24 protein-coding genes are annotated in these 22,668 nt (G+C 42.1%); 16 read left to right on the top strand and 8 right to left on the bottom strand.

All coding sequences use genetic code 11. The features are described from left to right. Positions 1-6: 6 nt before the first annotated feature. The 5 genes from cls to CSV60_RS00790 form a co-directional block, all read right to left on the bottom strand. Positions 7-1,458, bottom strand: coding sequence for a cardiolipin synthase (gene cls, locus CSV60_RS00810; protein WP_099632466.1), 1,452 nt, complete (start codon positions 1,456-1,458; stop codon positions 7-9). 99 nt (positions 1,459-1,557) lie between these two features. Beyond that, a complete protein-coding gene (locus CSV60_RS00805; RefSeq protein ID WP_099635728.1) occupies positions 1,558-2,733 on the bottom strand; it encodes an MFS transporter in 1,176 nt (391 codons plus the stop codon). A 319-nt stretch (positions 2,734-3,052) separates the two neighbouring features. Further along, entirely contained in the window at positions 3,053-5,458 is a 2,406-nt protein-coding gene (locus CSV60_RS00800) for a heavy metal translocating P-type ATPase (protein WP_099635727.1), read from the bottom strand. Between the two features lie 26 nt (positions 5,459-5,484). Further along, on the bottom strand, positions 5,485-5,688 hold the full coding sequence (gene copZ, locus CSV60_RS00795) for a copper chaperone CopZ (RefSeq protein WP_099632469.1): 204 nt from the start codon (positions 5,686-5,688) through the stop codon (positions 5,485-5,487). A gap of 12 nt (positions 5,689-5,700) precedes the next feature. Continuing rightward, positions 5,701-6,030: a metal-sensitive transcriptional regulator gene (locus tag CSV60_RS00790; RefSeq protein WP_233189495.1), complete on the bottom strand. Its 330-nt coding sequence runs from the start codon at positions 6,028-6,030 to the stop codon at positions 5,701-5,703. 231 nt (positions 6,031-6,261) lie between these two features. On the opposite strand from CSV60_RS00790, the gene CSV60_RS15805 reads away from it, so the two are divergent. Beyond that, positions 6,262-6,411, top strand: coding sequence for an Lmo0850 family protein (locus CSV60_RS15805; protein ID WP_156890545.1), 150 nt, complete (start codon positions 6,262-6,264; stop codon positions 6,409-6,411). 69 nt (positions 6,412-6,480) lie between these two features. On the opposite strand, the gene CSV60_RS00785 is transcribed toward CSV60_RS15805, so the two are convergent. Then, positions 6,481-6,825, bottom strand: a complete 345-nt coding sequence (locus CSV60_RS00785; protein WP_099635726.1) for a zinc ribbon domain-containing protein YjdM — start codon at positions 6,823-6,825, stop codon at positions 6,481-6,483. A 73-nt stretch (positions 6,826-6,898) separates the two neighbouring features. Beyond that, positions 6,899-8,083 (bottom strand): FtsW/RodA/SpoVE family cell cycle protein, encoded by a 1,185-nt coding sequence (locus tag CSV60_RS00780; RefSeq protein WP_099632471.1) that lies wholly within the window; start codon positions 8,081-8,083, stop codon positions 6,899-6,901. 217 nt (positions 8,084-8,300) lie between these two features. Here CSV60_RS00780 and CSV60_RS00775 point away from each other — a divergent pair, with 217 nt between their 5' ends. From CSV60_RS00775 to CSV60_RS00750, 6 genes are all read left to right on the top strand, one after another. Beyond that, complete coding sequence (locus CSV60_RS00775) at positions 8,301-9,362, top strand: D-alanine--D-alanine ligase (protein WP_099635725.1); 1,062 nt, start codon at positions 8,301-8,303, stop codon at positions 9,360-9,362. Positions 9,363-9,376: 14 nt separating this feature from the next. Continuing rightward, positions 9,377-10,747 (top strand): UDP-N-acetylmuramoyl-tripeptide--D-alanyl-D-alanine ligase, encoded by a 1,371-nt coding sequence (locus CSV60_RS00770; RefSeq protein ID WP_099632473.1) that lies wholly within the window; start codon positions 9,377-9,379, stop codon positions 10,745-10,747. Further along, on the top strand, positions 10,744-11,436 hold the full coding sequence (locus CSV60_RS00765; protein WP_099635724.1) for an alpha/beta hydrolase: 693 nt from the start codon (positions 10,744-10,746) through the stop codon (positions 11,434-11,436). The genes CSV60_RS00770 and CSV60_RS00765 overlap by 4 nt, the downstream gene beginning before the upstream one ends. A 429-nt stretch (positions 11,437-11,865) precedes the next feature. Then, positions 11,866-13,380, top strand: coding sequence for a degradosome RNA helicase CshA (gene cshA, locus CSV60_RS00760; protein WP_099632475.1), 1,515 nt, complete (start codon positions 11,866-11,868; stop codon positions 13,378-13,380). A gap of 138 nt (positions 13,381-13,518) precedes the next feature. After that, positions 13,519-13,998: a PH domain-containing protein gene (locus CSV60_RS00755; protein ID WP_099632476.1), complete on the top strand. Its 480-nt coding sequence runs from the start codon at positions 13,519-13,521 to the stop codon at positions 13,996-13,998. Then, positions 13,988-15,523 (top strand): PH domain-containing protein, encoded by a 1,536-nt coding sequence (locus CSV60_RS00750; RefSeq protein ID WP_099632477.1) that lies wholly within the window; start codon positions 13,988-13,990, stop codon positions 15,521-15,523. The genes CSV60_RS00755 and CSV60_RS00750 overlap by 11 nt, the downstream gene beginning before the upstream one ends. A gap of 144 nt (positions 15,524-15,667) precedes the next feature. On the opposite strand, the gene CSV60_RS00745 is transcribed toward CSV60_RS00750, so the two are convergent. Continuing rightward, entirely contained in the window at positions 15,668-16,273 is a 606-nt protein-coding gene (locus CSV60_RS00745) for a rhomboid family intramembrane serine protease (protein WP_099632478.1), read from the bottom strand. Between the two features lie 68 nt (positions 16,274-16,341). Here CSV60_RS00745 and acpS point away from each other — a divergent pair, with 68 nt between their 5' ends. The 9 genes from acpS to CSV60_RS00700 all read left to right on the top strand — a co-directional run bounded on the left by acpS (position 16,342) and on the right by CSV60_RS00700 (position 22,644). Continuing rightward, positions 16,342-16,698, top strand: coding sequence for a holo-ACP synthase (gene acpS, locus CSV60_RS00740; RefSeq protein ID WP_099635723.1), 357 nt, complete (start codon positions 16,342-16,344; stop codon positions 16,696-16,698). 95 nt (positions 16,699-16,793) lie between these two features. Then, on the top strand, positions 16,794-17,828 hold the full coding sequence (locus CSV60_RS00735; RefSeq protein WP_099632480.1) for a LolA family protein: 1,035 nt from the start codon (positions 16,794-16,796) through the stop codon (positions 17,826-17,828). Between the two features lie 86 nt (positions 17,829-17,914). Further along, positions 17,915-19,027, top strand: a complete 1,113-nt coding sequence (gene alr / locus CSV60_RS00730; protein WP_099635722.1) for an alanine racemase — start codon at positions 17,915-17,917, stop codon at positions 19,025-19,027. Between the two features lie 156 nt (positions 19,028-19,183). Beyond that, positions 19,184-19,489 carry a transcriptional regulator gene (locus CSV60_RS16190; protein ID WP_099628036.1) on the top strand — a complete coding sequence of 102 codons (306 nt, stop codon included), beginning with the start codon at positions 19,184-19,186 and terminating at the stop codon, positions 19,487-19,489. Between the two features lie 4 nt (positions 19,490-19,493). Further along, positions 19,494-19,844, top strand: coding sequence for a type II toxin-antitoxin system PemK/MazF family toxin (locus tag CSV60_RS00720; RefSeq protein WP_029054722.1), 351 nt, complete (start codon positions 19,494-19,496; stop codon positions 19,842-19,844). A 186-nt stretch (positions 19,845-20,030) separates the two neighbouring features. Next, positions 20,031-20,858, top strand: coding sequence for an RsbT co-antagonist protein RsbRA (locus tag CSV60_RS00715; RefSeq protein ID WP_099632482.1), 828 nt, complete (start codon positions 20,031-20,033; stop codon positions 20,856-20,858). A gap of 1 nt (position 20,859) precedes the next feature. Then, complete coding sequence (locus CSV60_RS00710) at positions 20,860-21,222, top strand: STAS domain-containing protein (RefSeq protein WP_083034138.1); 363 nt, start codon at positions 20,860-20,862, stop codon at positions 21,220-21,222. Positions 21,223-21,224: 2 nt separating this feature from the next. Continuing rightward, on the top strand, positions 21,225-21,626 hold the full coding sequence (locus CSV60_RS00705) for an anti-sigma regulatory factor (RefSeq protein ID WP_099632483.1): 402 nt from the start codon (positions 21,225-21,227) through the stop codon (positions 21,624-21,626). Positions 21,627-21,639: 13 nt separating this feature from the next. Next, positions 21,640-22,644, top strand: a complete 1,005-nt coding sequence (locus CSV60_RS00700; protein WP_199173199.1) for a PP2C family protein-serine/threonine phosphatase — start codon at positions 21,640-21,642, stop codon at positions 22,642-22,644. The last annotated feature ends 24 nt before the right edge of the window (positions 22,645-22,668 follow it).

Below are 22,668 nucleotides of genomic sequence, written 5' to 3'. Positions count from 1 at the left end.
TTTGGTTTATAAGATGGGGGAAAGTAAGCGAGAGATGGATTCCTTCACTTTAATCAATCGTTCACGCTCCAAATAAGCATCTAATGTCAGCTCGGTTGAATTTTGAATATCTTCTTCAAAAATCTCTGCCAACTCATGTGATTTTTCTCGATCATAAATGAAAGCATTCACTTCGAAATTCAAGCGGAAACTACGGACGTCTATATTTGCAGTTCCTACTGACGAAACTTTATCATCCACTACGATTTGCTTAGCATGGATGAAACCATTTTCATAAATATATATTCTCGCTCCAGCTTTTAATAAAATACCAACATTCGAATAGGTCGCCCAGTAAACAAACATATGATCCGGCTTATTAGGAATCATAATTCGCACGTCTACACCCGATAGACACGCGATCCGGAGTGCATCAAGCATACTCGTATCAGGAATAAAATAAGGCGTCTGAATATAGATGTAGTCTTGTGCCAAAAATATCATTTTCAAATAGCCATCTTTAATATCTTCCCACTCCGAATCAGGTCCGCTAGACACAATCTGCAAGCCGACATCCCCTTTGCGAGGAATCGCTGGGAAAAATCGCTCATTGTATTGAATATTTGTTTTAGGAGAAGCTTGATTCCAATCGAGTATAAAGCGCGTTTGTAATGGATGAACTGCACTTCCCTCTATTCGAAGATGGGTATCGCGCCAGTAACCGAATTTCTTGCTGAGGCCCAAATATTCATCCCCAACGTTAAATCCACCGATGTAACCAATTCGTCCATCGACAATTACAATCTTCCGATGATTCCGGTAATTTAAACGTGGATTGATCAATGGTAGCAAGGCGGGGAAGAACGCTGCCACTTCACCTCCGCTATCGATCAATTCATGAAAATTTTTCACATGCAAACCACGTGAACCAATATCGTCAAACAGCATTCGGACTTTTACACCCGATTTCGCTTTACTGATTAGAATCTTTTCGATCTGCTTACCTATGCCATCCAGTCGGAAAATATAATACTGAATATGGATATGATCACGAGCATTTTCTAAGTCTTCCAGTAATGCATCGAATTTATCACGACCATCCGTATATACCTTCACATCATTATCTTGTGTTAATACGGAATGATTATTACGTAAATGTAAGTAAATCATATCGTCATATTCTTCCGTATCAGTCTTTAGAAACTCAAACGTCTCATTTTCAATAGCCTCGAGTTGATAATTAATCAGCTTTTCAATACCAATCTTACTCCTGCCTTCCCAGCGGAATAAGTGCTTTTCACGCAATTGGCGGCCGAGTAATAAATAGATAATGAAACCTAAAATCGGAACAAAGAACAGCACGAGGAGCCATGCCCAAGTACTTGTAGGATCCCGACGCTCTAAAAATATCAACGCAATGGCGAGAAATATATTAATAATCAACGTGCTTGTGATAATCAAACTAATAACTTGCGTCATATGCTTCCTCCCATAGGGTATATACTATTCCTTTAGTATAACGGAGTTGCGAATAAATAACCTATTTATAGTGTAATATGAAGCTTCTTAGGCTTCATATTAAACAATTGGGTCTGTTGTGTTTCGCAAAGAGCGTGTAGATTTCCGGAAAATAAATACGAGTCCTATGGATAGTAGAGCTATGATGGCGGAAACAAAGTACATATTTCCTGCCTGCATGGTGAATACCCACGTAAATAACAACGGTCCAATAATACGTCCCATATTATCCATCGAGTATGAGAGACCTGCCGCAGTACCATACATACCACCTGATTCTTTCGTTGTAAGAGATACGAGTACTGTCCGAACTAGTGCATTACCGGCGGTGAATACGCTCATCGCAAAACCTGCCCAAAGCAAGCTTGTGGAAAATGGAATGAGTATAAGTCCAATTGCCGTAACGACTTGCGCAACGATAATCCACGAAGTTTCCGTTCCGTTTTTGACACGTCGTACCACGCCGCCTTGAATGGCTGCATCTACTAAGCCACTAGCCATAAATAAATACCCAAGTTGCAATGGCGTGATTTGAATCTTATCTATTTGAAAGAGTTGGAATGTTGCTTCCACACCAGCAAGTAAAAAAGTAATAATGAATGAAGTGATAAATAGATAACGAATACGATACGTCCATAGAGTAGAGGCACCTTTGGGAATAATTGTCCGTTTATTTCCTTCACTATGACGTTTTGGCTCTTTCAAAACAATCATAGCGTACACTGCTAATAATAACGTTAAAGCACCAGAAGCGATGAATGGTAATTGCAAATGAACGTCACCAAGAATACCACCAATTGCTGGGCCGAAAATAAAGCCAAGACCAATTGACATACCGAGCAAACCCATATATTTATTATGATTCTCCTCAGTCGTGATATCAGCGACAAAACCCGTTACGGCCGTATACAGCGCACCTGAGAAAATACCCCCAACTACACGTGAAACATAGAGCAATACAATATGGTGCATGAATGCTGCGAATAAAAAGAAACTGACGCTAAAGCCAAGTAACCCAATCATAATCAGTTTCTTTCTACCAGTGCGGTCAGACAGCGCACCCCATAACGGTGCAGTGAAAAATGAAGACAAGGCATAAATTGTCAGCAAGCCACCGACATGCACTTTCGAAAAGCCTTCAGCGAGTATAACCTCGGGTAGAATAGGGATAATGATGCCGAAGCCAAGATAAACGAAGAACTGGACGGACATTAATAATAAGATCGTTTTCTTCATGTGTAACCTGCTTTCTGAATGAATAGTTTCTTTCTTATCGTACGATGAATAGGAGGATCATTCAAGTAGAAGTGAGGGGATAGAAGCTCCAGTTGGCGGTCGCTTTCCTATGTGCTCGCGGTGAGCCAACCAGGTCGCGAGCTCCCTATTGGTTGGCTCACCGCGGGCCCATAAGACACGCTTCCCCTTCGAAACACAAATCCCCAACCCAACAACCTTACCAGCCTATCTGTTTAGCTTATTTAATCCTTCACTTCAGAAAAGAAAAAGACTGCCCTTGGAAGTCATTTACGATTCCTCGGGCAGCCTTATATTTTTCTTAATGCAACTTCACACGCTGCAATCGTAACGCGTTCAATACAACTGACACTGAACTAAATGCCATTGCAGCACCTGCTAACCAAGGTGCTAACAAACCGGCCGCTGCAATTGGAATACCGATCGAGTTATACGCCAACGCCCAGAACAAGTTCTGCTTAATATTTCTGACCGTCAACTCACTCATATTCAGCGTATCCACTACACGCAACAAATCACCATGCATAAGTGTGACGTCAGCAGCTTCCATCGCGACCGCTGTTCCGGTACCCATTGCCATACCAATATCGGCTACCGCAAGAGCGGGTGCGTCGTTTATGCCGTCACCGACCATAGCTACGCGCTTTCCTTCAGCTTGTAAGGTGCGGATGACCTCTGCCTTACGGTCCGGCAATACGCCTGCAATGACATGGTCAATGCCTGCGGTGTTTGCAATCGCTTTAGCTGTCATATGTTGATCACCAGTCAACATGATGACATCGAGATTCATCGCACGAAGCTCAGCGATTGCTTGCTTCGATGTATCTTTAATGGTATCTGCGACGGCAATAATTGCTTCATGTATACCGTCTACCGCCATGAACATGACGGTCTTGCCGTCGCCTTCCATTTGTTCTACGGAAGCAATTGTAGAATCAAATTCCACGTCATGAAGAGAAAGTAGGTTTCTCGTTCCTAGTAAAATGTTTTGCCTGTCAATTATTGTTTGAATTCCGTAACCGGGAATTGCTTCAAATGACTCAACGGTAGGTAACGAAGAAAGATGCTGCAGCCCATGTGACGTAATGGCTTTTGCCACTGGATGCTCGGAGTCACTCTCAGCCGCGGCAGCAAGTGACAGTAATGACATACGCTGTTTTTCATTGCGAACGTGGAAATCTGTTAGTTCTGGAAGACCTTTTGTAATGGTTCCTGTTTTATCAAAAACTATCGTATCGATCGACCGAGTTTGTTCCATTGCGACGGCAGTTTTAAACAACACGCCTTCTTCGGCCGCCCGTCCTGAACCTGCCATGATGGAAGTAGGGGTGGCGAGACCAAGCGCGCATGGACAGGCAATGACTAAAACAGCAATCATACTTGTTAAGGAAGCTTCGAAATCACCAGGTGCAACTATGAAATACCATATGAGGAACGTGATGGCCGCAATCCCTACAACGATAGGTACAAACACGCTAGAGATCTTGTCAGCTAGTCTCTGGATTGGTGCTTTTGAACCTTGTGCTTCCTCTACTACGCGAATAATAGTGGAAATCATCGTGTCTTTACCGACATTCGATGCTTTTATCCGTAATGAACCATTGGCGTTCACGGTAGCAGCAAACACTTCATCGCCTTGTTGTTTATCGACAGGTAAACTTTCGCCCGTTAGCATCGATTCATCCACTGCGGAGGCTCCAGATACTACCAGTCCGTCAACGGGAATAGAAGCTCCCGGTCGAATGACGAGAATATCTCCGTGGGTTACTTCATGAATGGATATTTCCACAGCTTCTCCGTTGCTCTCCAGAATAGCCACTTGCGGTTGCAACTTCATAAGGTTTTTGATTGCATCGGAAGACCGGCCTTTTGCGCGTGCCTCGAATAATTTACCTAATAAAATCAATGTAATCAAAACTGCACTTGTTTCGAAATATAAGCCATGATCTAGTGCGTAACCAGTTAACGTAAGGTAGACCGAATAGAAGTACGCAGCAGATGTACCAAGAACAACCAATACGTCCATATTGGCGCTACCGTTACGTAGTGCTGCATACGCACCTTTATAAAATGTGGCCCCAATCCAAAACTGAACAGGCGTTGCTAGTATCCATTGGAAATAGGGATTCATAAAAATTTCGGGCACATACATCCAAGAAGTAAAGGAAAAATGTGCAAACATGGTCCACAAAAGTGGTAATGATAGAATAGATGAAAAAATTAGCTTGCGCATCTTTTCATCAATGTCTTTCTGTCGATAATCTGTTTCACTATCCGATTCTTCTATTCGGGGTGATGCTTCATAACCCACTTTTTTGATCTTCTGCAAAATATCTGCTAATTCTAAAGCGGCTGGATCATAGCTTATATGAGCGGTTTCAAGTGCCAAGTTGACGGTGGCGGATTGAATGCCTGGCATTCGTGACAATACTTTTTCAATTCGCGCGGAACAAGCGGCGCACGTCATACCGCGAATATTAAGATTCACTTCTTCTATCAGTACGTCATAACCTAGTTTTCGAATTCGCTCTTCCACTTCAGATAATCCTAGTTGGTTGGAATCAAATGTTACTACTGCTTTTTCCGTAGCGAAATTGACAGTAGCTGCCGATACGCCTTCCATTTGTTGCAATCCTTTTTCAATGCGGTTAGCACAAGCGACACACGTCATCCCTGTAATAGCAATTTCTTTTTTTTGCTCATTCATGATGCTGGTCACCTTTCTTGTTACGCTTAGACATCATATCCTTGATCTTCAATGGCTTCTGTCATTTTTTTAATGGTTACAACAGATTCGTCAAACTGCACGGCTACACTATTCGCTTTCAAATCAACCAAAGCACGTTCTACTCCTGGTAATTCCGTTAATGCACTTTCTACTGCTTGTACACAGTGATTGCATGTCATACCTTTGACATTCAAAGTAGTTGTAGTCATCTCTAATTCCTCCTATTTTCTAATTAATTTAGCTATAGTCTTAGCCAGTTCGTCTAAGACTTCTTCATCGCCTTCAGCTAATCGATTTTTGACACAGCCTTTTAAGTGTCCGTCCAACAAAACATTTGCCACACTGTTTAAAGCAGATTGTGTAGCAGATAGTTGAGTAATAATATCATCACAATACACATCGCGCTCTATCATACCCTTAATGCCTCGTATCTGACCTTCAATACGGTTTAGACGATGACTCAAGTTCGTCTTAATTTCTTCCGGATGATGACTTTTGCGACAAGAAGTTTCTACTGTATCCAGAGAAGGATCTTCAGGTAGTAACGCCACTCGATATCCACCACCTTTCGTGTATATTCAGTTTAATATACGTGTAGGGGGTATGTCAAAATATCCACTTTTACGTATTAGGGTTTAAAACTTGCAAAAAAGGTGAAAATGTAACAAAAAAGAAAGATTTAAAAGGTGGTTAGCGTGGTATAATAAGGACCATAATACATTTTAAAAATATAGAACTTCACGAGCAATCAAACGTCTATATAACTGACTAGGAAGGTTGAGGTGGAAGAAGTGGCTAAAGAAATGGATTTCAAGAAAATTATTTCCAACTTGGCGAAGCTTGGTGTTTCCGCAAAACTCACAAAATCCAGAAGTGATATGTTGCAAGCATTGACGCCTGCCGTACAAGCACCACCCGTTCAAGCTAATTAAATAAAAGACCATACGAAAAGCTCACCCCCGATTAAATTCAGGAGTGAGCTTTTCGCGTTAGTTTATGTTTTAAATTTTCTTCACAAACTCCGACTTTAATTGCATGGCGCCAAATCCATCGATCTTACAATCAATATTATGGTCACCGTCGACTAAGCGAATACTTTTCACTTTCGTCCCCATTTTTAATGGATTGGAACTTCCTTTTACTTTTAAATCTTTAATGACCGTTACAGAATCTCCATCTTGTAACACGTTGCCATTTGCGTCCTTGATCTCTGGCATACCTGTTTCATCGTGTTCTTCCGTCGATCCAGGCATCCATTCGTAGGCGCATTCTGGACAAATAAGAAGGTTTCCATCTTCATATACGTATTCAGATTGGCACTTCGGACAATTTGGTAAAGTTGACATAAAAAAACCTCCCTTTCCTATACATTCTACACAATTTGTGGTTGCTCGGAAAGGGAGTCAGATTCGTTTGATGTTAGTCATTGTCATCCGCGTCGAATAAATACGTTCGCTGATGGAACTTCATACTGAAGATCAAGCCGATTGCTAACATATTACTGAACAAGGAACTTCCTCCATAACTGATAAATGGAAGAGGGATACCTGTAATAGGTAACAGCTGTATATTCATACCGATGTTTTCAAATACGTGGAAAGCAATCATCGCAATGACACCCGTACAAACATACACACTGAACGGATCGTGCAAAGAAAGAGCAACTTTCGTTAAATGGTAAATTAAAATGAAATACAGTGTGATAACTAAACAAGCACCGATAAAACCGTATTCTTCTCCTATTACACTGAAGATAAAGTCCGTGTGGTTCTCGGGGATGTATACAACGCGCTCCAGAAAGCCTTTACCCGTCAGTTGTCCTGAGCCTATTGCGGTCATTGCCGTAATCAAGTTATACCCTTCATCTGTTGGATAAGAGTAGGGGTCGAGCCACGAATAGACACGTTTGAACTGATAAGGTGAAAACCCGAATTTATCGAGCAAATCTTGTGCGAATAGTGACATCCACAGTAACCCGCCTGCGGCTGCGGCTCCTAAGGTAAAGATAGGTACGAGTAATTTCCATGAGATACCGGACACGATGACGATAGCAGCGGTAATCGAAATGAAGACGAGTGAAGTTCCAAGGTCGGGCTGCTTCATGATAAGAAACAACGGAACGACAAGCATTAGCGCAATTTTACCGAGCAACTGTAGATCTGTCGTATACGTTCTGTTAAACGAGCGTTCGTTATGTGTGCTGACCAACTTGGCAAGTCCGATAATAAAGAATGTCTTAATGAACTCGGCAGGCTGGATTGTCCCAATGACGGGTAAATGCAACCAACGTTTTGCGCTATAGCGCATTTCTGCAATTTGCCCTGGACCGCCGGGTGCCAACATGAGAAAAATCAACAAGAAAATACCAAAGCCATAGAAATACCAAGCGAACTTTTTATATTGATCGGGTTCAAAATACATGACCATTGCTACGATGAAAGAACCGAGTATATACCATCTCACTTGTTTTAAAACGAAATTCTGTGTATATTGCTCGGAGGTTTGAGCGGATCCAATGACGAAAAAACTGACAATCGCGAAAAGTAAAATGATAAAGGCAAGTGTCCAGTCGAATCGTTCACCTAGCCTGTTTGATTGTTTCAATTATGAAATCACCTTTTCTTAAGCTAGTATTCTCTTATTATAATTACCTATTATATCGCAAAACTTTTTAAGAAGTACACCCATTAATAGACGAGTTGTGAAATGATTGGTTTCTACGAAAAGGAAAAGAAGTGGAGAACGTTGGTTTTTCATTCATGAATTGGCACTGTTCATGGTAAACTGTATGAATGAAAACTACGGAATGTGAGGAGATTACATGAAAAGACGGTTAGGTTTAGTATATGGCGGGAAATCCGCGGAGCATGAAGTGTCGCTTTCTACAGCGCGCGCAGTAACAGAGGCGGTTGATTTAAGTAAATATGAAGTATTACCAATCTATATTACGATGCAAGGTGAATGGCTGAAAGGGGAGCCATTGACTGGACCGGTCACGGAGATTGAGGCATTACGTCTGAAAAGTGAACAACCACAGCCCGATCATATTGAAAGTTTTTTGCAAGGAGATATGCCTGATGTTGTTTTGCCGCTTCTTCACGGAACGAACGGAGAAGACGGAACAGTACAAGGACTATTTGAAGTCTTAAATATTCCATACGCAGGGAACGGAGTGCTCGCTTCTTCAGCAGGTATGGATAAAGTCGTCATGAAACAATTATTCGCACAAGCAGGGTTAGCACAAGTTGCATATGTCCACTTCATTCGCAGTACGTGGAAAGAACACGCTGAGCAATTATTAGATCAAGCGGAACACGAACTTACTTATCCAATGTTCGTCAAACCGGCCAACCTTGGATCAAGTGTAGGTATCAGTAAAGCAGATGATCGCGAATCGCTCAAAAAAGCGATTGAGTTGGCATTGAAATTTGACCGCAAAATTATTGTAGAGCAAGGAATTGTGGCACGTGAAATTGAAATGGCGGTTTTGGGTAACGACCATCCTGAAGTATCGGTAGCAGGAGAAATCCGTCCAGTTGCTGACTTTTACGACTATGAAGCGAAATATAAAGACCAAAGCACGGAGTTATCTATTCCAGCAGAAATGCCCAATGCAGTTGCAGAGCATATGAAAGATATGGCAATCCGTGCATTTAAAGTTCTCGACTGTTCAGGACTCGTACGTGCAGACTTTTTCGTCACGACAGACAACGAAGTATTGATCAATGAAGTAAATACATTACCTGGCTTCACACCGACAAGTATGTTCCCATTACTGTGGCAAAAGTCTGGATTGACTTATCCAGAATTAATTGATCAGCTAATTGAACTGGCAGTAGAACGTCATACAGAAAAACAACAACTACAATATACAATGGACTGAGTGGAGGAAGAAACGTGAAACGAAATCTATCAACGATCCAGCAATGGCTTCAGGCAGAAGGACAGCATATCGCAGAGCAACAAGTGACAGGTGTCTGCATCGATTCACGGAATGTGAAAGCGGGGGACTTGTTCATCCCTTTTAGAGGTGAACAAGTAAATGGTCATCAATACGTCAAAGGGGCAATTGAGCAAGGTGCAATCGCGTCACTTTGGCTAAAAGATGAACCTAATCCACCGACAGGTCTACCTCTTCTATTCGTCGAGGATTCAGAGCTCGCATTACAGCAAATGGCCCGTAGCTACCGAAGTGAATTAAGGTGTACTGTCATCGGAGTCACAGGGTCGAATGGTAAAACGTCGACTAAGGATTTGGTTGCAGGGGTATTGTCACCTTATCGCAAGGTCAAGAAAACGGAAGGTAACTTCAATAATGAGCTTGGCTTGCCATTGACGTTATTATCTGTTGAAGATGACACAGAAGTCGCTATTCTTGAAATGGGGATGAGCGGCTTTGGAGAAATTTCATTTCTATCAACGCTTGCTCAACCACAGTTTACAGTCATAACCAATATTGGTGAGGCACATATGCAAGACCTAGGTTCACGCGAAGGGATTGCAAAGGCAAAATTTGAAATCATCGACGGTCTGGTGAGTGGCGGTATGTTGCTTTACGATGGTGATGAACCGTTATTAAAAGAATTAGTACATCAACAGTCAAGTTTGCGAAGTGTGTCATTCGGTTATGAACAGGCTGATTTGACTGCGCAACAAATTATATCTACCGATAAAGGTAGTGCATTCACTGTAACCGGTAAGCTTGAAGGGCAGTTTACCATTCCTGTTTACGGTTCTCATCAAGTGAAGAATGCACTGGCCGCGATTATAATTGCAAACGAGTTAGGTCTAACAGAAAAACAAATTGAAGAGTCATTGAGTGAAACAACATTAACGGATATGCGCATGCAACCTATAGCGGGGAAAAACGGTTCATTACTCATTAATGATGCATACAATGCTGCGCCCACTTCCATGCGTGCGGCGTTCCGTTTTATTGATGAAACGTCAGTCAAACAAAACAAGTGGCTTGTCCTTGGGGATATGCTAGAGCTTGGTACTGACGAACAGCGCTACCACGAAGAGCTCGCGGAGGAATTGATTACTATGAACGTAAGTGGGATTGCGCTATTTGGACCCCGTATGAAGTGGTTGTCAAACCAGTTGAAGGATTACCCTGGAGAAGTTATGTGGACAGCGAATGACACGGTATTGCTTGCGGATGCATTGCGCCCAAAACTAACAGATCAGACAGTGGTGTTGTTTAAAGGGTCTAGAGGAATGAAACTAGAACGGATCATAGAGATACTCGCAGAGGAAAAGTTGTGACAACAGGTGTTCTCATCATTCACGGATTCACGGGCGGTCCTTTTGAAATCGCACCGTTCAAAAGATTTCTAGAGAATCATACCAATTGGAAAATAGTCGTGCCTGTTTTACCGGGGCATGAAATGGATCTAGGCGTACAGAAAGGCTCCGCCAAGTCATGGATGATGGTGGCGGAATTAGCATTACGAAAACTACAGAAAGAAGTGGATGACGTCATAGTCGTCGGCTTCTCTATGGGGGGCTTGATCGCTATGTATTTGGCACTACGCTACCCAATAAAAAAGCTTATTTTACTAAGTGCTGCGGCGAAGTATATTAGTCCGCGTATTTTATTAGATGATGCCAGAATCATGATGAGGTCGTTTAGACGTAAGAACTATCCTACAGACTCGTTTTATCATCTGTATAACTATAAGCTGACAAATACACCTGTTCGTGTAGCAATAGAGTTTTTACGCGTCCTTCGCTTAGTGCGGCGGTATTATCATCAAGTCAAAACACCTGTTTTCATCGTGCAAGGAGAGCAAGATGGAATCGTTCCCGCATTTACAGCAGAGTTACTATACGAGCAACTCGGATCAAAAGAAAAACACTTGATTTATTCAAAAAATGGCAAACACCATATTTGTTATAGCGAAGATCGCCATGTGTGGTTCCCGAAAGTACTGAAGTTCATGGACGAAGACTGATTAATGGAACTTAAGCGGATTCGTTGCAGTCTTGTGTAAGCCATGGTAGAATGATGAAAGGAATTGGATACATTTACACGGCACTCTTCCGTTATATTATACGGAGAGTACTTTTTTTTGAATAAAACGGTGATTAGTAGGCAGACTAGCAATGATTTGCTGTTTTCACCGCTCGGCAAGGACCGAGCTTTCCTTGTATGTCACGGGTTTTACATTGTGCTGTATAAAAATCTGGACGCAATTACGATAAGTGTAATTGATATGACCCCTCTCAACCACAAGAATCCTTCTAGAAGATTCTTTTAACAAACCAGAGATGGATATATCGGAAACGCTCCCAACTTTCAAAGTACATGGCTCGAATTTGCCGCGCTTTCATTTGCAGATGTAACCAATTGTCAAATGGAGAAATAAAGGAGAATGAATATTTTGACTAAGTTTTCAGAATTAAATATTAGTGAAACAACACAAAACGCTTTGCTACGCATGGGGTTTGAAGAGGCAACGCCAATCCAAGAAGGTACAATCACTTTTGGTATGGAAGGCCGCGACGTAATCGGGCAAGCGCAAACAGGTACTGGTAAAACAGCAGCATTTGGTATTCCGATCATTGAAAAGTTGGATCCGAAGAGTACTGCGGTTCAAGCGCTGGTCATCGCACCAACTCGTGAATTGGCAATCCAAGTATCAGAAGAAATTTATAAAGTCGGCTACGGTAGCCGTGCGAAGGTTCTTTCTGTTTATGGCGGACAAGAAATCGGACGTCAAATTCGTGCACTTCGTAATAATCCAAACATCGTAGTCGGTACACCAGGACGTATTTTGGATCATATCAATCGTAAAACATTGAAGCTTGATCACGTTCAAACACTTGTTTTGGACGAAGCAGATGAAATGTTGAACATGGGATTCATCGAAGATATCAATACAATTCTTGCAAGCGTACCGGCCGAGCGTCAGACGTTGCTATTCTCAGCGACTATGCCTGCTCCAATCCGTAAAATTGCAGAAACTTTCATGAAAAACCCAGAAATGGTGAAAATCAAATCAAAAGAAATGACTGTTGAGAACATTGAGCAGTTCTTCGTAAAGTCTCATGAACGTGAGAAATTTGATGTGTTATCAAGATTGTTGAACGTTCAACAGCCTGAATTGGCTATCGTATTCGGACGTACAAAACGCCGGGTAGACGAGTTGGCTCATGCGCTAAGTATCCGCGGCTATATTGCTGAAGGAATTCATGGTGACTTGACACAAGCAAAGCGTATGTCAGTTTTGCGTCAGTTCAAAGACAATAAAATCGATGTACTTGTAGCGACAGATGTAGCTGCACGTGGATTGGATATCTCAGGCGTAACACACGTTTACAACTTTGACATTCCACAAGATCCAGAGAGCTATGTTCACCGTATCGGTCGTACAGGCCGTGCTGGTAAAAACGGAGTGGCTGTTACATTCGTAACACCACGTGAAATGGGTTACCTTCGTATCGTTGAGGAGACTACTAAGAAGCGTATGACTCCATTACGCCCACCGACTTCTGACGAGGCATTGCTTGAACAGAAGAAAAATGCAGTGGATTCCTTGGTGGAAGTAATTGAACAGAACAATTCAGAGGATTATGCTGGATTAGCAGCACAATTGCTTGAGAAACATGATGCGAAAGAAGTTGTGGCGGCAGCACTTAAGTCATTGACTAAGAGTGTTGATGAGACTCCTGTAACTATTTCAGAAGAGCGCCCACTACCTTCACGCAGACCATCTTCATCACGTTCTGGTGGCGGCTATAAAGGCGGCAATCGTAGCGGTGGCGGACGTTCTCAAGGAGGACGCGGCAGAAGTTCATCAGCTGGCGGATCAACTAGACGTAGTAGCGGACCTCGCGATGGCGCTAGAAGAGATGGCGGATCAAGACGCAGCAGTAGCACTCGTTCAGAACGCTAAGAATAATAAGTATAAAATCCGGGCCTGCATTATAGCAGTCCGGATTTTTTTGTCGTGAATATGATATGATCGATGAGAGTGAAACGTTTTTACAATTGTTACGTATATATCAGTAGAAATTCGAAAAGGGGTGGTCTTGTGAGACGACAACCTTCAAATCAACTATCCAAAAAAGGATTAACAGTTTGGAGACTATATGGAACGATTCAAAGTGTGATCATACTAGCAATCGCAGTTGGATTAGGTTTTTTATCATACCTTTTTGATTGGTCAAATTGGATTATGTTCGCCGTGGCAGTGGTTGTATTAGTAAATGCGTATTTATCAATTTATTTATTCCCGAAAATTCGTTGGCAACGTTGGCGCTATGAAGTGCGTGAAGCGGAAATTGAGCTTCAACATGGATTATTCATCGTCAATCGCACGCTCATTCCGATGGTGCGCGTTCAGCACGTGGATACAGCGGAAGGACCCATTTTACGTAAGTATGGTCTGGCCTCCATCACGATCTCTACTGCAGCGACTAATCATTCCATTCCTGCGCTTGTGACGGAAGAAGCAGATGAACTACGCAACCGTATTTCCACGTTTGCAAGGGTGGCGAAAGATGATGTCTGAACCACGTTATAAACTTCATTGGATATCAGCTGTTGTCGAGACGGCGAAAGCATTAAAAGAGTTGATTGGTCCGTTCGTCATCTTGGTTTTCGTGAATGGTTTCAAAGGAGAAAGTACAGCGCCATGGTATATCCAGTATTGGTCGTTGATTTTATTTGGCGTGCTTCTGGTATTTACATTAGTTTCGGGTATTGTGAAATGGCGCCGTTTTGATTACTGGTTTGAAGATCAGGAGTTGCGCATCGTATCGGGTTTGTTTGTACGGAAAAAACGTTACATTCCATTCGAACGTATTCAAAGTTTAGATTACACAGAAGGTATTTTTCATCGGCCATTTCAGTTGGTTAAGGTCAAAATTGAAACAGCAGGTTCTTCATCCGGTAAAGATGCAGAAGCTGAATTAACTGCAATCACGAAGGATGCGGCGCAACAAATTGAAAAAGAAATTAAGCAGTCGAAAAAAATGAAAGTTCTAGGTCCGGAACCGGCATTATTTGATCAAATAGAGTGGCAGTTGATACGAGAGCCGGAAGAAGTGCAGATAGTGCAGCAACCAGCACCAGTAATTTTCTCTATGACGACCAGTGACTTGCTTATGCTTGCGACAACTTCCGGTGGGATTGGAGTTATTTTATCCGGTGCGATCGTATTCCTATCGCAAATTGAGGAACTCATTCCGTATGACTGGTTGTTTGGAGAACTGAAATCTTTCATCCGCATCGGTATTTTCGTCGTTGCGATTTTAGTAGTACTTGGCTTCCTGATCGTTTGGTTGTTATCTGTCGCAATGACATTCCTTGCAAATTATGATTTCAAAGTCATACGTGAGAAAGATAATTTAGTCATCACGCGCGGGTTGCTCGAGAAGAAGCGAGTTACTGTGCCATTAAAACGTGTACAAAATATCACCATCACCGAAAATCCTATCCGTCAGCTATTCGGCTATGGCGCGGTCATCATCAATAGTGCGGGAGGAGTGGGAGAAGGTTCACGAATCAAACTTTTCCCGTTGGCAAAACGAAATAGCATGATTGAACCATTGCAGGAGCTATTTCCAAATATGGATTTCAGTGAACCGACAAAGAAAATTGGCGGAAGAGGAAAACGTTTCTATTATCGTTTTAAGTTACTTGTCACACTACTACCGATAGCGATTGTCTCGTACAACTTTTTCCCATATGGATTGCTTATGTTGCTACTGTTACCATTAGTAGGGTTGCACGGTATATGGCAATACAAAACAGCGGCCTATACCATCTTGACGAAACAATTGACGATGCGTTTTCGCACAATCAGCCGACAGACGGTGTTTACAGAGAAGAACAGGATTCAGTCAATGGAGTTAGATCAGAATTATTTCCATCGGAGAAAAAAGGTCGCGACCCTTATGGTAAACGTCAAATCTGGCATGACACTTGATGCCCCAGCCATTCGCCACATGCCGCAGGAGGATGCAGAAAAGTTCTTGTCTTGGTATGAGTTCCATCCAGAAAGCACAGAATCGCAAATAGAGCCAGACAACTAAACTTGTCTGGTTTTTGGTTCTCAATGAAAGTAGAAAGGCTGACAGGGGGTAGTGGAAATCCCCTCGTACTCACTAATTCACTCTCTACTTCATCGCAATTCAAAAAGTCAGACAAGGATACACCCTGTCTGACTTTGCATTACACTACTTTTTTCGCCAACTGACAATGTTCTTCGGATTGAAGTAGCTCAGCCCAATCAGGAAGCCTGTGAGCAGGCCTGCAATGTGGGCTGTCACGTTGATATTCGTTCCAACAAACGTCATCACAACACTAATGACGATAATCGGTAAAATAACTTGTCTCAACTGTGGAAACGCATGCTTCGTGTAATAGACAAGCGCACCAAACGCGCCGAACACGCCGAAGATCGCACCGCTTGCACCGACGTGCGTATAGGCAGCGGGTTGCACGAAGTATGTTGCGATATCACCGAATAAGCCCGCTAACATATATACTGTAATAAACCGTGCTTTCCCTGCGATTTTCTCAAGTTCCGGTCCGAAAACGAATAGCGAGAACATGTTAAATAGTAAATGCATGAAACCGCCATGCAAAAACATAGGGGTTATTAAGCGCCAATACTCTCCGTTCGCAATGAGCAAGTTGTCTCCCAAGCCGAATAAAAAGAGCTGATCGCCAATGCCGGGAATTAATGTATAGATAAATATCCCGATATTTAAGGCGAGCAAAAATGTCACGACAGGATAGGCGCGAACATATTGTGAAAAGTTTTCCGTTCTTATAAACATGGTTTCACCTCAATCTTCTGTACTGATTATACATATTATTTAACTTGAAGGGAAAGGAGTTGTTCATTTTGATTCAAGGAATTGGATTAGACATCGTGGAATTAGATCGGATAGCTCGCTTGGATGGCCGTGGTGCAAAATTCAGAGAGCGTATATTGTCTAAAAGAGAACTGCAGGTATATGAAACGTTGAGTGGTCACCGTAAAAATGAATACTTGGCGGGGCGGTTCGCGGCTAAAGAGGCATTCTCAAAAGCGCGTGGGACTGGAATCGGAACAGATTGCAGTTTTCTGGACATTGAAGTCATTTCAGAAGCAAGTGGCCGACCAGTATTGTACTTTCATAGTCAACTGGTTCAAGGGTTCATTAGCATTACGCATACCCAAAGTGTAGCGGCTGCACAAGTGGTCCTAATGGAATCGTGAAGGCGTCTAAATAGAATTTAAAACAAGCTCGCATAATCGATTCATCCCTCTCATAAGATAAGCTACCCGAATTGATTGGAGAAAGGATGAAAAGAATGCGGAAAAAAATTATCTTGTTAACAGTCGTCGCCGTTATGTTAGTACTAGGAGGATGTGGTAAACCTTCTAAAGAAGATGTTATGAAGAAACTTAGCAATAAGTGGAACGAAACAAAGGGGTATGAGTTAAATGCTTCAATGGAAATCAAAACAGGTTCAGAGCCTCGGATGTACAATGTGGAAGTATGGCATACTAAGCCAGAGTTTTACAAAGTGAATGTGACACAATCGGGGAATGAAGAGTCGCAAATGATCGTTCGTAATGAAGAAGGCGTGTTCGTTATTACGCCGTCACTCGGTAAAACATATAAATTCCAAAGTGACTGGCCGGCTCAAAACAGTCAAGGGTATCTGATCGGAACGCTTGCTGAAGATATTAAGGCGGACAAAGCAGCAGTCATGGAAGAAAAGGAAAAAGAGTATATCTTTGAAACAGCGACACGCAATAATCATAAGTCACTTTTACCAACTCAGAAAATTCATATCGATAAAAAGACTTTATTACCAAGCAAGGTGACGATTCATGATGAAGCGGGTGAAGAAAAGATTTCCATTAAGTTCGATAAAATTGCCTTAGGTGTAGAGCATAAAGTTGCAGAGTATAAGGTAGAAATGGATAAACCGAAGGCAGACGGTGATCAAGCCGATTCTGACGGAGAAGCAAAAGAAAGCGATGGGGAAGATCAGGCTAAGGTAGATCAACAAACTTACTATCCGGTTGCTAATTTACAAGGTACGACACTGTCGGAGGAGAAGAGCGTGGAAATTGAGAACGGTCAGCGTGTTATCATGACGTTCAGTGGAGATAAAGAATATGTTGTAATTCAGGAACCAGCTGAAAAGCCTTTGAATCAAATGCCTGTATCCATCGAGGGTGATCCAGTTGATCTAGGTTTCGCAGTAGCGGCATTGACGGATAAATCCATTCACTGGGAAGCGAATGGCATGGCGTTCTTTGTTGCATCCGACATGTTAAGTAAAGAAGAATTAATCACTGTAGCAAATGCGATGACAGCGACAGAATCCAAATAACAATGCCTAAATCAATTGACTAGACTATGCCTTAGGATAGATAATTATTTCATGCGACAGTCTATCCTGTAAAGAGGTGGAAGGAAATGTTTAACGAAACACAATATCGCCCAACACGAGCGGTTATTAATACAGCAGCTATTGAGCAAAATGCACAACACCTTATTTCTTATTTACCTAAAGAAACCAAGTTGATCGCGGTCGTCAAATCGGATGGATACGGTCATGGAGTAGCGCAGGCTGCTTCCGCTGCATTGCAAGCGGGAGCAGACATGTTTGCCGTTGCCACCCCTGATGAAGCGATGACGCTCAGGAAAACACAACCGACCACCGATATTCTTGTGCTGGGATTTTCACCGGTATCATTTGCGGCTGTAGCGGCAAAACATCGCATTATTTTGACGGTCACAAGTGAAAATTGGGTAAAACAAGTACGTGCACAACAGCCATTTGATAATAAATGTAGGATTCATGTAAAAATCGACAGTGGAATGGGTAGAATTGGAGTGCGGACTGAAGAGGAGCTAACGCGATTGGTGAAGTCTATTCAACAGTCCGATTTATCTATTGATGGTGTATTCACGCATTTTGCATGTGCAGATGAAGAAAATCGGGAACCAACACAGCGACAGTTTGAACGATTCATGCGCTTAGTGAGTTGTTTGCCTGAAAAACCGCGTCTCATTCATGCGTCAAATAGCGCGGGGATTTTGTTGTTTCCTGAATACGCACTTGACGCTGTCCGTTTTGGCATAAGCTTGTACGGTATTCCGCCGTCTCATAATGTCGCTAAGCAGTTGCCGTTTAAGCTGGAACGAGCGTTGACGATTGAAACCGAATTAACTTACGTGAAACAGATGGCGGCTGGCGAGGAGATTAGCTATGGTGGTACGTATAAAGCAGCTGAAGGTGAATGGATCGGTACATTACCAGTGGGCTATGCGGATGGGCTGAGGCGTTCGCTAAGAGGTCAGGAAGTACTGATCGATGGCAAGAGGGTACCAATTGTTGGCACCATTTGTATGGACCAATGCATGATCCGATTACCACGTGAATATCCCGAAGGTGAAAAGGTAATATTGATCGGCAAACAGGGAAACGAAGAAATAATGATAGAAGAATGGTCTAAACGCCTAAATACGATACCCTATGAAGTGGCTGTAACAATTTCTACACGAATACCTAGAGTCTATACGTAAAAAACGTCGAAACTATCTGGCGAAATATATGACGCGACGGCCCTTCAATTCGACATACTACTGACGAAACTAGTATTTCTTGTCAAAACACTTCAAACCTTGTCTTTTCATATTCCAATATAAATGGTAAGATAGAAATGATATAGAAATAGAGGGATGGGTTTGTCGGAGGTGCTCGATTTGCGTACGGATAAAAACGATAAAAGAATACTTAGTATAGCCTCAACCAGATTGCAACAGCAAAATGAAGACGCGATCTTTCAATGGGAGCAAGTGCAAGAAGATTTCGTTTATACGACAGATGTGAAACATATCAAACATGGTGAAGCTTCCTTATTACGTGAAGCCATGATTAGAGGTTATGTGGAAATGTCGCAAATCAACCTCAACATAGCGGCAGAATGTTTATATGCGGAATTTGAAGCTCAGCATACCGTAGAACGTTGCGTCAGCGGAGGATGAAAAGTTGGCAATTAAACGCGGAGACGTCTTTTTTGCAGATTTGTCACCTGTAGTCGGTTCTGAACAGGGTGGGACCAGACCGGTACTAATCATCCAAAATGATATCGGTAACCGATTCAGTCCTACAGTGATTGTGGCAGCCATTACTGCACAAATACAAAAAGCAAAATTGCCGACACATGTCGAAATTACAGCGGCACGGCATGGATTCGAGCGGGATTCAGTCATCCTGCTCGAGCAAGTCCGCACAATCGACAAGTCAAGGCTTACAGACAAAATAACACACTTAGACGATGCGTTAATGAAGCAAGTCGACGAAGCTTTACAAGTAAGCTTCGGACTTATTAAATTTTAGCATACATATACTACTAACTTTTATTGCAGATGGCGCCAGTAACTAATGGCCCCTGAAAACACTATAGCCAACCGGTTATAGTGTTTTTTTATAGTAATTTCGAAAAAAGATGGTTAAAAACATGTAGTTTGCAGTGGAATTCGATACAATAGAGATAATTGAAGATGTAGGGAGGAACAAATAACGATGAACGAAGTCATGAAAAAAGGTATAGCCGAGAATATTGATGTAATCACTACGCGCTGGGTAGAAGAAATGAAAGAGAATGCTGATGAGCGTTTTCTGGATTTAATGCCAGTAGCTGTAGTAGCTACAACTAGTAGAGAATTTGCAGAATTGATGACATCAAATCTTTCGTACCGCGAAACAGTGGACAAGGCACGATTGGATGAATTCACGGAGAAAGTCATTCATTTTGGATGGTCAATTAAGTTTATCAATCGGGCAATTGATACGTTTTCTACCGTCGTATATAATCTATTCTTTGAGAAGGGGATCTTACAAGACTCCAACTTGCGCGAAGGGATTACTATCTTCTCAAACTGGATCAGTCCGCTAAGGGAGAGCATCATTGAAGAATATGCTACGAAGTGGGAACGTACGGACAGCTTGCAGAAGATTGCATTGCAAGAACTATCGGCTTCTTTGATTCCGGTATTCGACAAGATATCTGTCATGCCGTTAGTCGGTACAATTGATACAGAGCGTGCGAAATTGATTATGGAAAATCTATTGGAAGGGGTTGTCAAGCAACGCGCTGAAGTCGTGTTACTTGATATTACAGGTGTTCCGGTAGTAGATACGATGGTTGCGCACCATATCATCCAAGCGGCAGACGCGGTTCGTCTAGTTGGTGCGAAATGTATGCTAGTTGGAATTCGTCCAGAAATCGCGCAGACTATTGTGACTCTAGGTATTAATCTTACAGACTTCTCAACGACAAGCACGTTACGCAGAGGGATGCAGAAGGCGCTTGAAATGACAGGACGGACAATTGTGGAGGAGGAAAAGTAGTATGAAGATGCGAATCCCAATTCTAAAGCTAAAAGACACGTTGATTGTATCTATTCAAGTAGAACTTGATGATCAGACCGCTTTACAATTCCAGGAAGATTTATTGAATCAATTGCATAAAACGTCTGCACGAGGCGTTGTAATTGATTTGACACCCATTGACTTTATTGATTCATTCATTGCAAAAGTGCTAGGTGATGTTATTCATATGACAAGTCTGATGGGTGCGAAAGTAGTTATCACAGGTATTCAACCATCTGTAGCCATCACGTTAATTGAATTAGGTATCCGTTTAGAGAACGTGACAACTGCATTAGATCTAGAGAATGGGCTAGAGAAATTGACTAGAGAATTGGAGGCCTGACCATGGAACACAGGTCTTCTATAGAGATCAAGACGGAGTGGGATATTGTTGCCGCTAGACAATTGGGTCGTAATGAGGCGAAAAGTACGGGCTTTGGGACAGTCGACCAAGCGAGAATAACGACTGCCATAAGTGAATTAGCAAGGAATATATATCTTTACGCAGGAAAAGGTCGAATTGAAATTGCGCCTATCACAGTAGGCAACCGGGTTGGTTTACTTATTACTGCTTCCGATGAAGGACCAGGAATTCCCGATTTGCAAAAAGTTATGACAGATGGCTATACAACTTCCGGAGGATTGGGTGCAGGAATGCCAGGAGTTAAACGATTGATGGATGATTTTCGTATAGAAACAGAAGTGGGCGTAGGTACCACTATTACAGCGACGAAATGGTTGCACTAGGAGTTGAAGGGTATTGCCACAAGAGGCGGGTAAGCAGTATAAGCAAATGCTGGAGAATTATCTGCACTCCAAAGGAGAAGAAGATCTCTATTTGGGACAGCAATTCAGCCGCAGCTTCATAGAAAAAAGTATTGCGCCGGAAGACGTCATAAGTATTCATAAAAATTCTATTGAAGAATTAATTAAAGATTTGCCGGCCGATGTCAGCGTGTCATTCGATTTTTTAATTGAAATGATGATTCATTATGGACTGGCGCTTAAAGAGCATCAGAGCTTGATCCGCAAACAAGAAGCCATTCAAACAGAGATGGATATTGCTGTTAGAGTACAAAACACTTTGTTGCAAACGACAACTCCTGTGTTGGAGGGTCTCGATATAGGTTGGATTTCCAGACCATCGAAGCAAATGAATGGAGATTATGTGTATTTTCTAAAGGAAACAGAACAAGAAGTTTGCTTGGCTGTAGCAGACATAATCGGAAAAGGCATGTCAGCAGCTATGCATATGTCTATGGTGAAGTTTGGTATGGATAGTCTGCGATATGAGAAAAGAAATCCTTTTGAAGTATTGAGCTTTATTAATAAAATGGTGGAACAAAGCATTGCTGATTCTATGTTTATTTCCATGTTTTATGGAAAATACGATACCAAAAATTCGGTATTTCGCTATTCTTCGGCTGGACATGAGCCGGCTCTATTTTATCGTGCGGCGGAAGATTCGTACAGTTTGCTTGAAAGTAAAGGTCTGTTACTCGGTGTTCAAGAAGAAGCGGTATATGAAGAACGAACAGTGCGTCTTGAAGATAATGATTTCATTGCAATTATGACGGATGGTGTAACGGAAACCAGAACTGATATAGGTTTCATTGAAATGGATATTATAGAAAACTTATTGCGGGAAGTACGTTTGGAAAGTGCACAAGCGATGGTTGACTATTTATTTAACGAGCTTTCTAAAATGCAGGATTATGAATTGCATGATGACTTTACGCTCGTAGTTTTGAAAAAAACGAAATAAAGGTTTAAGAAATTAAAGAATGGG

Source organism: Sporosarcina sp. P7 (assembly GCF_002743425.1).
Classification (GTDB): Bacteria; Bacillota; Bacilli; order Bacillales_A; family Planococcaceae; genus Sporosarcina.
This window is presented reverse-complemented; position numbering and strand designations above follow the sequence as displayed.

What these genes read in the sequence shown, in the direction of transcription:
- CSV60_RS00805 (WP_099635728.1), bottom strand. Translation starts at nt 2,733, where the DNA reads ATGAAGAAAACGATCTTATTATTAATGTCCGTCCAGTTCTTCGTTTAT.
- CSV60_RS00800 (WP_099635727.1), bottom strand. Translation starts at nt 5,458, where the DNA reads ATGAATGAGCAAAAAAAAGAAATTGCTATTACAGGGATGACGTGTGTC.
- CSV60_RS00775 (WP_099635725.1), top strand. Translation starts at nt 8,301, where the DNA reads ATGAAAAGACGGTTAGGTTTAGTATATGGCGGGAAATCCGCGGAGCAT.
- CSV60_RS00715 (WP_099632482.1), top strand. Translation starts at nt 20,031, where the DNA reads ATGAACGAAGTCATGAAAAAAGGTATAGCCGAGAATATTGATGTAATC.
- CSV60_RS00735 (WP_099632480.1), top strand. Translation starts at nt 16,794, where the DNA reads ATGCGGAAAAAAATTATCTTGTTAACAGTCGTCGCCGTTATGTTAGTA.
- CSV60_RS00710 (WP_083034138.1), top strand. Translation starts at nt 20,860, where the DNA reads ATGAAGATGCGAATCCCAATTCTAAAGCTAAAAGACACGTTGATTGTA.
- CSV60_RS00750 (WP_099632477.1), top strand. Translation starts at nt 13,988, where the DNA reads ATGATGTCTGAACCACGTTATAAACTTCATTGGATATCAGCTGTTGTC.
- copZ (WP_099632469.1), bottom strand. Translation starts at nt 5,688, where the DNA reads ATGACTACAACTACTTTGAATGTCAAAGGTATGACATGCAATCACTGT.
- CSV60_RS00785 (WP_099635726.1), bottom strand. Translation starts at nt 6,825, where the DNA reads ATGTCAACTTTACCAAATTGTCCGAAGTGCCAATCTGAATACGTATAT.
- CSV60_RS00745 (WP_099632478.1), bottom strand. Translation starts at nt 16,273, where the DNA reads ATGTTTATAAGAACGGAAAACTTTTCACAATATGTTCGCGCCTATCCT.
- CSV60_RS00705 (WP_099632483.1), top strand. Translation starts at nt 21,225, where the DNA reads ATGGAACACAGGTCTTCTATAGAGATCAAGACGGAGTGGGATATTGTT.
- CSV60_RS16190 (WP_099628036.1), top strand. Translation starts at nt 19,184, where the DNA reads ATGGGTTTGTCGGAGGTGCTCGATTTGCGTACGGATAAAAACGATAAA.
- alr (WP_099635722.1), top strand. Translation starts at nt 17,915, where the DNA reads ATGTTTAACGAAACACAATATCGCCCAACACGAGCGGTTATTAATACA.
- cls (WP_099632466.1), bottom strand. Translation starts at nt 1,458, where the DNA reads ATGACGCAAGTTATTAGTTTGATTATCACAAGCACGTTGATTATTAAT.